This is a genomic window from Bradyrhizobium diazoefficiens USDA 110 (assembly GCF_000011365.1).
Lineage (GTDB): Bacteria > Pseudomonadota > Alphaproteobacteria > Rhizobiales > Xanthobacteraceae > Bradyrhizobium > Bradyrhizobium diazoefficiens.
This window is the reverse complement of record NC_004463.1, coordinates 6,453,778-6,465,832: the sequence shown is the minus strand read 5'-3', so window position 1 is coordinate 6,465,832 and position 12,055 is coordinate 6,453,778. Positions and strand designations below refer to the sequence as shown.

At 64.7% G+C, this 12,055-nt stretch carries 14 protein-coding genes; 8 read left to right on the top strand and 6 right to left on the bottom strand.

Annotated elements, in window-relative coordinates:
• Positions 1 to 322 precede the first annotated feature (322 nt).
• Together BJA_RS29795 and BJA_RS29790 are read left to right on the top strand one after the other, a co-directional pair.
• Positions 323 to 697, top strand: coding sequence for an Hpt domain-containing protein (locus tag BJA_RS29795; protein WP_011088627.1), 375 nt, complete (start codon positions 323 to 325; stop codon positions 695 to 697).
• Positions 698 to 867: 170 nt separating this feature from the next.
• Complete coding sequence (locus tag BJA_RS29790; protein ID WP_011088626.1) at positions 868 to 1,188, top strand: 2Fe-2S iron-sulfur cluster-binding protein; 321 nt, start codon at positions 868 to 870, stop codon at positions 1,186 to 1,188.
• Between the two features lie 18 nt (positions 1,189 to 1,206).
• Here BJA_RS29790 and BJA_RS29785 read toward each other — a convergent pair whose 3' ends face one another.
• Positions 1,207 to 1,674, bottom strand: a complete 468-nt coding sequence (locus BJA_RS29785) for an acyl-CoA thioesterase (protein ID WP_011088625.1) — start codon at positions 1,672 to 1,674, stop codon at positions 1,207 to 1,209.
• Between the two features lie 178 nt (positions 1,675 to 1,852).
• Between BJA_RS29785 and BJA_RS29780 the strand changes: the two genes are divergently transcribed.
• Both BJA_RS29780 and BJA_RS29775 read left to right on the top strand, forming a co-directional pair.
• A complete protein-coding gene (locus tag BJA_RS29780) occupies positions 1,853 to 2,881 on the top strand; it encodes an NAD(P)/FAD-dependent oxidoreductase (RefSeq protein WP_011088624.1) in 1,029 nt (342 codons plus the stop codon).
• A gap of 106 nt (positions 2,882 to 2,987) precedes the next feature.
• Positions 2,988 to 3,602 carry a DUF2147 domain-containing protein gene (locus tag BJA_RS29775; protein WP_028173249.1) on the top strand — a complete coding sequence of 205 codons (615 nt, stop codon included), beginning with the start codon at positions 2,988 to 2,990 and terminating at the stop codon, positions 3,600 to 3,602.
• Between the two features lie 290 nt (positions 3,603 to 3,892).
• Here the strand turns inward: BJA_RS29775 and BJA_RS29770 are convergent, their stop codons facing one another.
• A complete protein-coding gene (locus BJA_RS29770) occupies positions 3,893 to 4,993 on the bottom strand; it encodes a hypothetical protein (RefSeq protein WP_236842093.1) in 1,101 nt (366 codons plus the stop codon).
• A gap of 401 nt (positions 4,994 to 5,394) precedes the next feature.
• Between BJA_RS29770 and BJA_RS29765 the strand changes: the two genes are divergently transcribed.
• Complete coding sequence (locus tag BJA_RS29765) at positions 5,395 to 5,751, top strand: hypothetical protein (protein WP_028173251.1); 357 nt, start codon at positions 5,395 to 5,397, stop codon at positions 5,749 to 5,751.
• Positions 5,752 to 5,928: 177 nt separating this feature from the next.
• On the opposite strand, the gene BJA_RS29760 is transcribed toward BJA_RS29765, so the two are convergent.
• Positions 5,929 to 6,198, bottom strand: coding sequence for a hypothetical protein (locus tag BJA_RS29760; RefSeq protein WP_038967743.1), 270 nt, complete (start codon positions 6,196 to 6,198; stop codon positions 5,929 to 5,931).
• Positions 6,199 to 6,210: 12 nt separating this feature from the next.
• On the opposite strand from BJA_RS29760, the gene BJA_RS29755 reads away from it, so the two are divergent.
• On the top strand, positions 6,211 to 6,393 hold the full coding sequence (locus tag BJA_RS29755; protein ID WP_162494128.1) for a hypothetical protein: 183 nt from the start codon (positions 6,211 to 6,213) through the stop codon (positions 6,391 to 6,393).
• Here the strand turns inward: BJA_RS29755 and BJA_RS29750 are convergent.
• Positions 6,390 to 7,754 (bottom strand): sensor histidine kinase, encoded by a 1,365-nt coding sequence (locus tag BJA_RS29750; protein WP_011088619.1) that lies wholly within the window; start codon positions 7,752 to 7,754, stop codon positions 6,390 to 6,392. The two genes, BJA_RS29755 and BJA_RS29750, sit on opposite strands and share 4 nt — an antisense overlap.
• Positions 7,751 to 8,431 carry a response regulator transcription factor gene (locus tag BJA_RS29745; protein ID WP_011088618.1) on the bottom strand — a complete coding sequence of 227 codons (681 nt, stop codon included), beginning with the start codon at positions 8,429 to 8,431 and terminating at the stop codon, positions 7,751 to 7,753. Before BJA_RS29745 ends, BJA_RS29750 begins: the two co-directional genes overlap by 4 nt.
• Before the next feature lie 340 nt (positions 8,432 to 8,771).
• Between BJA_RS29745 and BJA_RS29740 the strand changes: the two genes are divergently transcribed.
• Together BJA_RS29740 and BJA_RS29735 are read left to right on the top strand one after the other, a co-directional pair.
• Complete coding sequence (locus BJA_RS29740; protein WP_038967744.1) at positions 8,772 to 9,662, top strand: MipA/OmpV family protein; 891 nt, start codon at positions 8,772 to 8,774, stop codon at positions 9,660 to 9,662.
• Between the two features lie 5 nt (positions 9,663 to 9,667).
• Positions 9,668 to 10,408: a hypothetical protein gene (locus BJA_RS29735; protein WP_011088616.1), complete on the top strand. Its 741-nt coding sequence runs from the start codon at positions 9,668 to 9,670 to the stop codon at positions 10,406 to 10,408.
• 3 nt (positions 10,409 to 10,411) lie between these two features.
• Here BJA_RS29735 and garD read toward each other — a convergent pair whose 3' ends face one another.
• On the bottom strand, positions 10,412 to 11,953 hold the full coding sequence (garD, locus tag BJA_RS29730) for a galactarate dehydratase (RefSeq protein WP_011088615.1): 1,542 nt from the start codon (positions 11,951 to 11,953) through the stop codon (positions 10,412 to 10,414).
• Positions 11,954 to 12,055: the final 102 nt, after the last annotated feature.

Sequence of the window (12,055 nt, the reverse complement as noted above, 5' to 3'; positions counted from 1 at the left end):
GCCGCTTGCGCGGATCTTTCAGCCGTCCCCACCCGGACGGCTTGTCCGCCAATTTCTCCAACATCCTATTGGCAGAGCGTCGCGAATGAAATGCCCGCGATTAAGACAATCTTAATCATCGTTAACAGGATCGGGCCGTAACGCCTTAGCAATAAATGCAATTCTCCACCGGACTCGGCCGATTGCGGCAACTTTTCGTCAATAAACGGGCGGATTTACGTAAGGCGGCCCAAACATTTCGTTAACCATTTCCATGCTTGGCTAGGAGGAACCGCACCGCCGAACCGGCGGAACCGTCGCGCGATGCCGGGGGTCCTGCGCCATGACGCCTGAACTGCAACGGATGGAATGGATGCCCTCGCCCCCGCTTGCGCCCGTCGACAGCCCGCTCGATCTCGACCACCTCTCCCGCATGACGCTCGGCGACGCCGAGCTGGAGCAGGAAGTGCTCGTAATGTTCGCCGAGCAGGCGGTTCGCCTGCTCGCCGCGATGACCAATTTGCCGGCCGAGGCCGGCGCGCTCGCGCACAAGCTCAAGGGCTCGGCCCGCGGAATCGGCGCCTTTGCGGTAGCGGATGCCGCCGCTCACCTGGAGACCGCGATCCGGACCGGCCACGACCGGCACCACGCCTTCGCCGCGCTGAAGGAGGCCGTGGCCGAGGCCCGCGCCGCCATCGAGGCGATCCTGAAGCACTAGGCCGGCAACCCCGCAAACGGCGGTGTCTCTAGTCTTTTGTTTTGACGCGTTTTCTGCCCGCAAACCGGGATCCAGCTCGCATCAAAACGCTATGGCGCCGGGCTAACCGACCCGTTATAGGACAGCCCGGACCCTCCTTCATTCCCAACATCGCGGCAGCACGAGCACACATGGCCAAGATTCACTTTGTCGACCACAAGGGCGAAACCCGTACGGTGGAAATCGAGAACGGCGCAACCGTGATGGAAGCCGCCATCCGCAACAGCATTCCCGGCATCGAGGCCGAATGCGGCGGCGCATGTGCCTGCGCGACCTGCCATGTCTATGTCGACGAAGCCTGGCGTGAGAAGGTCGGCAGCCCGACGCCGATGGAAGAGGACATGCTCGACTTCGGTTTCGACGTGCGCCCGAACTCGCGCCTGTCCTGCCAGATCAAGGTCTCCGACGAGCTCGACGGGCTGGTCGTGTCGACGCCGGAACGCCAGGCCTGATCCGACCGTTCCCCTGCATCAGGTGCCAGGCGGCGCGACCTCGATGCCGCGCTTGTGCCAGGGTCTGAGCTTCTCGACGATCTCCGCGGTCAGCGGCGCCGGCCGCCGCGTCGTCTCGTCGAGCATGACGCCGACCGACGTCGCCGAGGCGATGCATTTTCCCTGCGAGAACACGACCTGCTCGAAGGTCACTGACGTCCGTCCCAGTTTCACCACGCCGAGGCCGAGCTCGATCGTGTTCGGCCAGTGCAGCTCGGCGCGGAAATGGATGTCGAGCCGCACCATAATCCAGGCGAGGCCCGGCGGCGTCAGCCCGTAGTCCGGGCTCTTCATCAGGGTGACACGGCCGGTCTCGAAATAGGTGGCATAGACCGCGTTGTTGACGTGCTGGTTGGGATCGAGATCGCCGAAGCGGACGTTGTCGCTGAGGCGGTAGGGGTAGTCCTCCAGGCGCGGCGTGGTATCGAGGCGGCTTGGTGCGTTCACCGATTGATCTCCGTCATATCCAGCCTCGTTACAGCCCAGTTATTTTGACCCGGCAAGTGGGCGCGGCTGCGGGGCGCTCCCGCTTTTATGCCTTCCCTGATCCATCCCCGTTGGCTAGACAGGCAGGGTCACCTCGGCCCAAAGGGCGCCGTCCAACCGATAACGATAAAGAGACGACATGAGCGACGTGATCAAAACCGATGTGCTGATTATTGGCGCCGGCCCCTGCGGTCTGTTCGCCGCCTTCGAGCTCGGCCTTCTCGATATGAAGGCCCATTTCGTCGACATCCTCGACAAGGTCGGCGGCCAGTGCGCCGAGCTCTATCCGGAAAAGCCGATCTACGACATTCCCGGCATTCCGCATGTTTCGGGGCAGGGGCTCACCGACGCGCTGATGGAGCAGATCAAGCCGTTCCATCCGACCTTCCATCTCGGCGAGATGGTCGAGACGGTGGAGAAGATCGGCGATCCCGCATTTCGCTGCACCACCGATGCCGGCAAGGTGTTCGAATGCAAGGTGCTGGTGATCGCGGCCGGCGGCGGCTCGTTCCAGCCCAAGCGTCCGCCGGTGCCGGGCATCGAAGCCTATGAAGGCACCTCGGTGCATTACGCCGTGCGCAAGATGGAGACGTTCCGCGACAAGAACGTGCTGATCGTCGGCGGCGGCGATTCCGCGCTCGACTGGACGCTCAATCTGCATCCGGTGGCCAAGCGCATCACGCTTCTGCACCGTCGCGACGAATTTCGCGCAGCCCCTCACAGCGTCGAGCAGATGCGCGCGCTGGTCGCGGCCGGCAAGATGGATCTCCGGCTCGGCCAGGTCACTTCGCTCGCCGGCACTGACGGCAAGCTGACCGGCGCGACGATCAAGGGCAACGACAACAACGTCACCGAGATCGCCTGCGATGCCATGCTGCCGTTCTTCGGGCTGACCATGAAGCTCGGTCCGGTCGCGAACTGGGGCATTGCGTTGGAGAACAATCTGGTGCCGGTCGAGACATCCGCGTTCGAGACCAACATATCAGGCATCTTCGCCATCGGCGACATCAACACCTATCCCGGCAAGATCAAGCTGATCCTGTGCGGCTTCCACGAGGGCGCGCTGATGTCGCAAAAAGCCCATCGCTACGTCTATCCGGAGAAGCGGCTCGTGTTCCAGTACACGACCTCGTCCTCCAGCCTGCAAAAGAAGCTCGGGGTCAGCTGACCGCGAGCGGGGCGGGAAGGATGCCCCATGTTTCTGGTGCTGGAACCGTTCGCGAAATCGCCGTAGTCTGCGGCCATTCCAGTCGTGGAATAGCAAGGTGATCATAATGCGGAATCCGTTTCCCAGCTTTCGGCTGCTCTCGCTCCTCACGCTCGCGCTGTCGCTCGGCGCGGTGAGCCCGGCTGCGGCGCAAGCCCCGGTTGCGACGTCGGCCCAGCCAACCGCCGCAGGGCTCTGGCAGAAGGTCGAAGACGGCAAGACGGTGGGATGGTTCCTCTTCGTCGACCACAACGGTGTGTTCGAAGGCGTGATCGCCAAGACGTTCCCGCGGCCCGGCGACGATCCGAACGAGGTCTGTGCGAAGTGCACGGACGATCGCAAGAACGCGCCGGTGCTAGGCCTGTCCTTCATCCGCGACATGAAGCGCGACGGGTTGAAGTATGATGGCGGTAACGTGGTCAATCCGCGCGACGGCAATATCTGGAAGGCCAAGATGACGGTGAGCCCCGATGGCCAGACCCTGACCATGCGCGGCTTCCTCGGCATCTCCCTGTTCGGCAAGGACGAGACCTGGACGCGCCTGCCGGACGCCAACATCGCGCAGGTCGATCCCGCCATCGTCGCCAAATATCTGCCCGCACAGGCCGCAGCGACCAAGCCCGCACCCGCGCCCGCGGCGAAGAAGGGCGGCGCAATGATGGCGCCGGCGCCGAAGCAGTAGGCTCTACAGTCGTTGTTTCACATGCCGCTGTCATTCCCCGCGCAGGCGGGGAATCCAGTACGCCGCAGCCTCTCGATTCAATCACGTCCGTCACGGAGTACTGGATCGCCCGCCTTCGCGGGCGATGACAGCTGAGTGCGTGGCACGTGCGCGCCTCGTCTCGTCATTGCGAGCGTAGCGAAGCAATCCAGTAAGGTTGCTTCCGCATTCTCTTGTCGCCCGCATGAGCGAAGCGATATGCGGGACCACTTGTCCCTGATATCGCTGCGCTCACCCGGGCTACGGAATTGTCAATACGTCCGCGCCTTCTTGCACGGCGCATAGAAGGTGCCGTTGCCGGCAACGACCCGCTCGAGGCATTGCCGGGGATCGGTGATCTCGCCGTCGACCTGGAAATAATAGGCCTGCGTGCCCAGGCTCAGGACGTAATGTCCGGGCGCAAGTTCGAGCTCTGAATCGCCGGTGTGAAGCTCGTGCATCTCGGGTGTCCCTGGAATCGGTGACACCCGGAACGGATAGGCGAAGTTGCGGATGACGCCGACGTCGTCTCCGCCATTCAGCGTCTTGCCTGCGGCGTCGGTCGAAAACTCCCTGGCGATCTTCGCCACGACCCGAACCTCGACGCGTTCGGGAATCGCGTGTGCGGCGTCGCGGCGGAACACGATGAATTTGACGCGGCCGTTCGGCAGATGCGGCCGATCGGGCTTCTTGAACTCCGGTGAAATCGCGACGCGCATGTCCGGCGCCATGACGCCGGTCGCATTCAACTCCGCCAGCGATTTGTCGTCGATCAAGGCGTAGACGCCGTAGTCGGTTGGAAGCACGCGCGTCGGTTTCAACGGCGGTGCGACGGCGGTCACCATTTCCGGCTTGCTGACCGTGATCGTCGTCTCCGGTCTGGGCGGGACCAGCGCGATCTCCTGGGCCTGGGACGAAACCAGCCGGCGCAGCGCGGCGATATGGTCTCGCTGCGAGATGAGAAGAACGATGGCGCCGGCGGCAAGCAGGATGGCCCCCGTACGCTTCATCACCGGCCAGAGCGGACCCGAGATCGCAGGCCGCCTGGATGTCTCGATCGCCGATCGCAGGACCGGAGCGTCGGCGGACAGAAGTGGGCCGCCTGTCTCGCCCGCCTTCGCCGATGTGAGTTGATGTTGCGGCAACCGCTCCAGCGGCGCCTCTTCACGCGAGAACTTCTCGACCTCCTCGATTGCGACCTCGAGCGCCCGCTTCATCTGGTCGATGTTCTTGGCGTCGGCGTAGGTGAACTGCTCCTGGAGCTTGTAGCGGGCAAGATCGTAGACGAGCTGCCGCCTGAACTCCGGATCATCCTTCACCGTCTCCAGCATGCGCGAAATCACCAGCGCAAACTGCACCTCGTTTGCGGGCAAATCGGTCGCGTCCTGCTGGCCAGGGAGCAACTCTCTCGAACTCATAGCGCTGCCGGTCCAATGCCAGTCACGCCGTCACCTGATTTCTCTAATCGAAACAGCCGGTTAAACAAATGCGATAGGTTTCGCGGCCACGTTCGTACACGTTGAGGTGCGACAAGGAAAGCCTCGAAAATGCGCGACAAATCGCCGGCACCCGGAGCATGCAGGACGTGCGTGCCGACATGGGCAACACCGTGCGAGCAGTAGTTCTCCGGAATGCGCGCTGGCGCCGGATTTGCATAGCTGTCGCAAAGCCGCTGGGGAGCGAGTCGCCGTCTCCACGCCTGCCGCCACCGTGCGGAGGGCCGACGGCGGCGCCTGTCCCTCGCGGCGCTGATTGCGATCTGCGGGAAGACGACATGCGACTTGCCAGACTATGTGCGGCGGCGCCGCTGGGGCTGATGGCGCTGCTTGCGACCTCGGCGCTGGCGCGCGACGACGGCCGCTACGCCAACTCGCCGCTCAAGCCCTGGTTCGAGAGCCTGCGCAGCGAATACGGACAATGCTGCTCGGATGCCGACGGCTACGTGGTCGCCGATGTCGATTGGGAATCCGACAAGGGGCGTTACCGTGTGCATCTCGACGACGAATGGGTGGTCGTGCCCGACGGTGCCGTGATCACCGAGCCGAACAAGATCGGCCGGACCATGGTGTGGAAGCACTATATCGACGGCCATCCGCGCGTGCGCTGCTTCATGCCGGGCAGCATGACGTAGAAACGTGCGAGCGCCAAACTCCTGACGGCGCGGAAGAGGTTCGTCATGCCCGGGGGCTCGTCCCGGGCATCCACGTTCTGAGTGGCCTCGGCAAGACGTGGATGGCCGGGACGAGCCCGGCCATGACGTTGTGGAAACTTCAGCTCAACGATGCGATCGTTGTCCGGTGACGGACGCTTAGCGCGCCTCGCTCGCCGAACCGGCGCTCGCGAGCCGTTTGACCCGCGGCGACAGCACCGAGACTTGCGCGGGCGAGGCGGGCATGCCGGCGACGGTCATCGCGGGCGAAGCCGACTGCTCCTCGACGCCGGCGCCGCCGAGCACCTGCACCTGCGTTGCCGAGATCGGAAACGACTTGATTTCGTAAGAAGGAAGCTCGCCGGCGAACGCCCCGGCCGAGCTCGCAATCATCGCGCCGGCAATGGCAATCATCGAGAGAACACGCATTGGAAAATCTCCGTGAAAGATGGCAATCGGAGGTTTGGTCGCATCGATGCCGCAACAGGTTCGCTGGTGTGCGAACATTCGATCGCCGCCGGCGCTCTATTTGATTGCGTGATGCGACAGGCGCGAAACGCGGAAGAAGTTTTCCGCGCCAATGTTTCCGGACGGTTTCACGGAAGGGCCGAGGCGATTTGCTAGCGCGTTTGCAGATCGAGCTGCCGGGATCTGGTCGTCGCTGTGGCCTCGGGAAAGCACAGGCGCATCGTCGTGCCGCGGCCGGGCTCGGAGGAGATGACCAGCTCGCCGCCGTGGGCGGCCATGATCTCGCGGACGATCGACAGGCCGAGGCCGGCGCCGTCGCCCGCGCTGTTGCCGGTCTGAAACGGCTCGAGCAGCTTGTGCTCCGCATCGTCGGGCAGGCCCGCGCCGTCATCGTGGATCGAGATGCTGCCGCGATCGAGCGTGGCGGTGATGCGTCGCGCGCCACGGGCGTGGATGAGTGCGTTGCCGACGAGATTGGCGAGCGCGCTGCGAATGGCTGCGTCCACGCCCTGCACCAGCAAAGGTCCCTGGTCGGCCCGCTCCAGCGCAAGCTCTATGCCGGCGTCCAGCGCCGAGGGGCCGAAATCGGCCAGCACGTCCAGCGTGATCTCGGCAAGGTCGATCGGCCGCTTCTCGATCGCGTGATTTTGCAGGCGCGCGAGGTCGAGCATGGCGGAGACCAGCGAGGTGAGGCGGCGGACGTCGCGCACCAGCTCGACCTTCAGGGCTGGATCGGGCACGTCGTCGATCTTCGCGCGCAGCAGCGTCAAAGGCGTGCGGAGCTGATGGGCGGCATTGCCGAGAAAGCGGCGCTGCATCCTGATATAGGCGTCGATCTCGCCGAAGGCGCGGTTCAGCGCCTCGACCAGCGGCTTCAGCTCGCGAGGGACCTCGCACAGGGAGATCAGACCTTGCGGTGCTGCAGGGTCGATTGCGAGCGCGCGAAGCGCCACCCGTTCGATACCGCGTGAGACGAAACGCGCGGCCAGCGCCGCGCCGACGGCAACGGTCGCGGCAAAGGCCAGCGCCAGCAGCGTGATCGAAAAGACACTGCGGATGAGAAAGTTTCTTGCAAGCCGGCCGAAACGGACGTGAGGCTCGCCGACCATCATCGCGAGCTGCAGCGAACCCCTTTGCACGACGGCAAGGCAGAAGGTGCTCTTCTGGTCGAGCGTGCTGAAGACCGATGAGCCGACAGGCCCGTGATAGGGAAACGCGAAGGGGAGGGCCGGCCGGCGTTCGCTGCCGTACTCGCTGACCATGTCGCCTGCGGACACGACGTACCAGAGGTTCGGGCTGTCCGCCTTTAGCTCTTCGAGGGCGGGCGTCGGGCGCACCGTCAGGTTTTGCCCTTCGACCATCGTGGCGCGATCGAGAACGGCGGCCACGACCCGGCAAGCCCTGAACTCGCGTTCCTCCATCGGATAGCGCCAGATGAAGAGGCCGAGCATGATCAGGAAAATCGTCGTCGCGGCGATGCCGAGCGACAGCGCAAAGGTCCGGGCGATCGACGTCATCGCGGCGTTGCCAGCCGCAGGATGTAGCCGATGCCGCGCATGCTGCGGATCTCGACGTCGCCGCCGAGCGCGGCCAGCTTCTTCCTGAGGCGCGAGACCTGCGCTTCGAGCGTGTTGGATTCGATCTCGTCGTCGAAGCCGTAGATCTCCTCGATCAGGGCGGCGCGGGTGATGACGCGGTCGCGGCGCATGAGGAGCGCTCCGAGGATCAGCGCCTCGCGCCGCCGCAGCAGGATTTTGGTGTCGGCGACCACCGCCTCGTTGCTGCCGAGATGCAGCTCGACATTGCCGAGCGACAGCACCGCGGGTGCGAGCAGGCGAGGCCGGCGCAAGACGGCGCGCACCCGCGCAATCAGCTCCTGCGGCTCGAACGGCTTGCCGAGATAGTCGTCGGCGCCGCCGTTGAGGCCGTCGACGACATCCTCCTTGGCGTCCTTGGACGTCAGCATGATGATGGCGGGGCGTTCCGGCGACCGGCTCAGCGCCGTGACCACCTCGAGCGCATCGCCGTCCGGCAGCATCCGGTCGACGATGGCGAGATCGTACTTGAAGTTGACCAGCGCCTGCCGGGCATCGGCAATCGAGCCGACAAGGTCGACGACGCCGTGCAATTGCCCGAGCAGGCGGCTGACATAGGCGCCGATCTGTGGTTCGTCTTCGATCACGAGGGAGCGCACGCGGGTCGTCCTTGACTCTGCTGGGGCAACAAAACCCCGACCTTGACGCTCCCTGGCCGAATTCCGGCATTTCGGTTCGTGCGCGAGGTTCCCTTTAAGGCAGCGAGCTTGGCGAATAAATGGCAGGGACGAGGGCGCTCACCTCGCGCGCGGTCAAAGTTTGGAGCGTGAACGTGGCCCGGGCAATGTTCGGGCAATGTTGATCCGGCGGCGCATCTGGCGCGCGGGCTGTCGCAGGGACGGTTGCCCGTTGCAATCTTGGGGCAATTTTGCCGGATCACATGCTGGGCTCCTGACCACACCAGTCGACCGGCCAGCAGGGCCGGTCCGGGGCCCCGTAATGAAGCATCTTGACGAAGCCGCTCTCGATCATGCGACGCGCGCGCAGCAGAGCTTGCTGAGCGTATTCCTTGCCGCACTCGGCGCGATCGCGATCCCTCAGTCTGCATCGGCGCAGACCGCGTTCACGCTCCCGGCCCCGCCGTTCGACCTGCCGATGCTGCCCTCGCCCTCCGGCAACTGGACCGTCATGGTCGGCATCGGCGGCGAATACACGCCAGACTTCGTCGGATCGGACAACGGAAAATTCCGCCCGATCCCGATCTTTTCCATTCGCCGCGCCGGATCGTTCGACCAGTTTCGCGGCCCCCGCGACAGCGCCAGCATTGCGCTGCTCGACGTCGGCAATTTTCGCGCAGGGCCTGCGTTCAAATACGTCTCGTCGCGCAAGAGCGACAAATATTCCGAGCTGACCGGTCTCGGCGACGTCAAGGCCGCATACGAGCTCGGCGGCTTCGTCGAATATTATCCGGTCGACTGGTTGCGTCTGCGCAGCGAACTGCGTCAGGGCCTGGGTGGCCATACCGGCACCGTGGCCGACGTTTCCGCCGACGTCATTGTGCCGCTGATTCAAAGGCTCACGATCTCGGCCGGCCCGCGCTTCACCTGGAAGAGCACCAAGGCGACCGCGCCGTATTTCGGCGTCGATGCGGCGCAGGCGCTGGCGTCGGGACTGCCGACGTACGATGCCAGGGGTGGTGCGCACTCGGTCGGCTTCGGCAGCCAGATCTCCTATCGCATCAATCCCCAGTGGGAGGTCCATGCCTATGTCGAATACGAGAAGCTGCTTGGCGACGCCGCGGACAGTCCGCTGGTGAGGCTGCGTGGATCGTCGAACCAGACCACGATCGGCCTCGGTGCGTCCTATTCGTTCGACTTCAGGATTCGATAGTCGTCATGCGCCGTCATGTTGTTCTATGGATCGCCCTTGCGGTGACTTCCGTCGTCCTCAGTGCCGCCGCGGCGTTCGAGACGCGCGCGAGCCGGCTCCAGGCGATCAAGACCGTCGGCATCGTCTCGGCCATCGGCGAGGAGATGAGCCTGACGCAGGCCGGCCTGACCGCGCTCGGCAACACCGGGCAAAGCGCCTCGATCAGCGCGTGGGGGCTGGACGAGATGATCGTCCAGCAGGCGACGAGGCTGCTGAGCCCACGCTTCCGCGTGCAGGCCGTGAGCTACAGGCGCGCCGCGTTCGCCGCGATCAGGGATTCGGCGGTCGCGCCCGTCAATCTCCTGCGCAGCGATCCGTTCAAGGAGCTGGTTCGCAGCGATGTCACGCCACAGGGGCTGGATGCGTACATCGTCATCACAAGGGCAAGATCGAAGCTTGGAAACGGCCGCAACGTCGAGGGTGTCGGGCTCGCCGAATACCGGACGCTGCTTGCGGATTACGGTTTGATCCACGCGCTGTACGAGGTGCGTGTCATCGACGGCAAGTCATTCGACGTGATCGAGAAGCGGGCGGCTGCGCCGCTCGACAACACCGGCACCCTCCGGCTCGCCGGCCCGAGCGGGCCGGTTGACGAGACGTTCGGCGGTTCGGCTTCGGGCGAACGGCTGCGCGCGGCGATTGCGGACCTCATCACGCGCAGCCTGCCCATCACGCTGGGCGACATGCACCTGACCGACAGTCCGTGACTCTCAGGTCACCGGCGCCGGATTGAACAGCGTGAGGTCGTTGTGGATGCCCCAGCGATCCGACCACGGTTTTGTGCGGCCGGAGGCGACGTCGAGGATCAGGCGGAACAGGTCCCAGCCGCATTCCTCGATGGTCTTCTCGCCGGTGGCGATGCTGCCTGAATCGAAGTCGATCAGGTCCTTCCAGCGCCGCGCGAGCTCGCTGCGGGTCGCGACCTTGATCACAGGCGCTGCCGCAAGGCCGTAGGGCGTGCCGCGGCCGGTGGTGAACACCTGCAAGGTCATGCCGGAGGCGAGCTGGAGCGTGCCGCAGATGAAGTCGGAGGCAGGCGTTGCCGCGAACAGCATGCCCTTCTGCGTCGCCTTCTCGCCGGGCGAGAGCACGCCGGTGATGGCGGACGAGCCGGACTTCACGATCGAGCCCAATGATTTCTCGACGATGTTGGCGAGGCCGCCCTTCTTGTTGCCGGGCGTGGTGTTGGCGCTGCGGTCGGCGCCGCCGCGGGCTAGGTAGGAATCGTACCAGGCCATCTCGCGCACCAAGGCACGTCCGACATCCTCGTTGATGGCGCGTCGCGTCAGGAGCTGAATCGCGTCGCGCACCTCGGTGACTTCCGAGAACATCACGGTGGCGCCGGCGCGCACTAGGAGGTCGGCGGCAAAGCCGACCGCGGGGTTCGCGGTGACGCCGGAGAACGCGTCGCTGCCGCCGCATTGCAGGCCGATGACGAGATCGGAGGCCGGGCAGGTCTCGCGGGTGCGCTTGTTGAGAATCTTCAGGCGCGCTTCGGCCTGTGTCATGATCGCATCGACGATCGCGCCAAAACCGTCGAAGGCTTCGTCCTGCATGCGGACGATGGCATCGCTGATGCCTTCCGGCACCAGCCGCTCGGGCGCGAGCTTCTCGCAGCCGAGGCTGATGACCAGAATTTCGCCGCCGAAATTGGGGTTGAGCGCGAGGTTCTGCAGCGTGCGGATCGGCACCACCGCGTCGGGCGCGTTAATGGCGACGCCGCAGCCATAGGCGTGCGTCAGCGGCACGACGTCGTCGACGTTCGGGTATTTCGGCAAGAGCTCGGCGCGGATGCGCTTCACCGCATATTCCATCGTGCCCTTGACGCATTGCACGGAGGAGGAGATGCCGAGGATGTTCTTGGTGCCGACCGAGCCGTCCGGATTGCGGTAGCCCTCGAAGGTGAAGCCTTCGAGCGGCGGCAGCGGAGCGGGCACGGCGGTCGAGATTTCCAGCTTGTCGAGGGCAGGGGCCTCCGGCATGCGAATGCGCGCCTCATCCACCCATTCGCCGGCCAGGATCGGCGAGAGCGCGTAGCCGATCACCTCGCCATAGCGGATGATCGGTGTGCCTTCCGCGATGTCGACCAGCGCCGTCTTGTGCCCCTGCGGCACGAAGGCGCGCAGTGTCAGGCCGCAGGCGAAGCGGGAGCCGGCGGGAAGCCCGAAATCATTGACCACGATCGCGACATTGTCGCGCTCGTTGAGCTTGATGTAGCGGGACTGCTCTTTCGCTGCGACTGACTGGTCCATCTGCGCTTGCCTCCGAAATCGTAGGGTGGGCAAAGGCGCAACGCGCCGTGCCCACCGTCTTCACACCGAGCGTAAGTGGTGGGCACGCTTCGCTTTGCCCAC

Bases quoted from the DNA above. Each gene is read 5' to 3' on its own strand.
- BJA_RS29795 (WP_011088627.1), top strand. From the start codon at position 323: ATGACGCCTGAACTGCAACGGATGGAATGGATGCCCTCGCCCCCGCTT.
- BJA_RS29790 (WP_011088626.1), top strand. From the start codon at position 868: ATGGCCAAGATTCACTTTGTCGACCACAAGGGCGAAACCCGTACGGTG.
- BJA_RS29780 (WP_011088624.1), top strand. From the start codon at position 1,853: ATGAGCGACGTGATCAAAACCGATGTGCTGATTATTGGCGCCGGCCCC.
- BJA_RS29775 (WP_028173249.1), top strand. From the start codon at position 2,988: ATGCGGAATCCGTTTCCCAGCTTTCGGCTGCTCTCGCTCCTCACGCTC.
- BJA_RS29765 (WP_028173251.1), top strand. From the start codon at position 5,395: ATGCGACTTGCCAGACTATGTGCGGCGGCGCCGCTGGGGCTGATGGCG.
- BJA_RS29760 (WP_038967743.1), bottom strand. From the start codon at position 6,198: ATGCGTGTTCTCTCGATGATTGCCATTGCCGGCGCGATGATTGCGAGC.
- BJA_RS29750 (WP_011088619.1), bottom strand. From the start codon at position 7,754: ATGACGTCGATCGCCCGGACCTTTGCGCTGTCGCTCGGCATCGCCGCG.
- BJA_RS29740 (WP_038967744.1), top strand. From the start codon at position 8,772: ATGAAGCATCTTGACGAAGCCGCTCTCGATCATGCGACGCGCGCGCAG.
- BJA_RS29735 (WP_011088616.1), top strand. From the start codon at position 9,668: ATGCGCCGTCATGTTGTTCTATGGATCGCCCTTGCGGTGACTTCCGTC.
- garD (WP_011088615.1), bottom strand. From the start codon at position 11,953: ATGGACCAGTCAGTCGCAGCGAAAGAGCAGTCCCGCTACATCAAGCTC.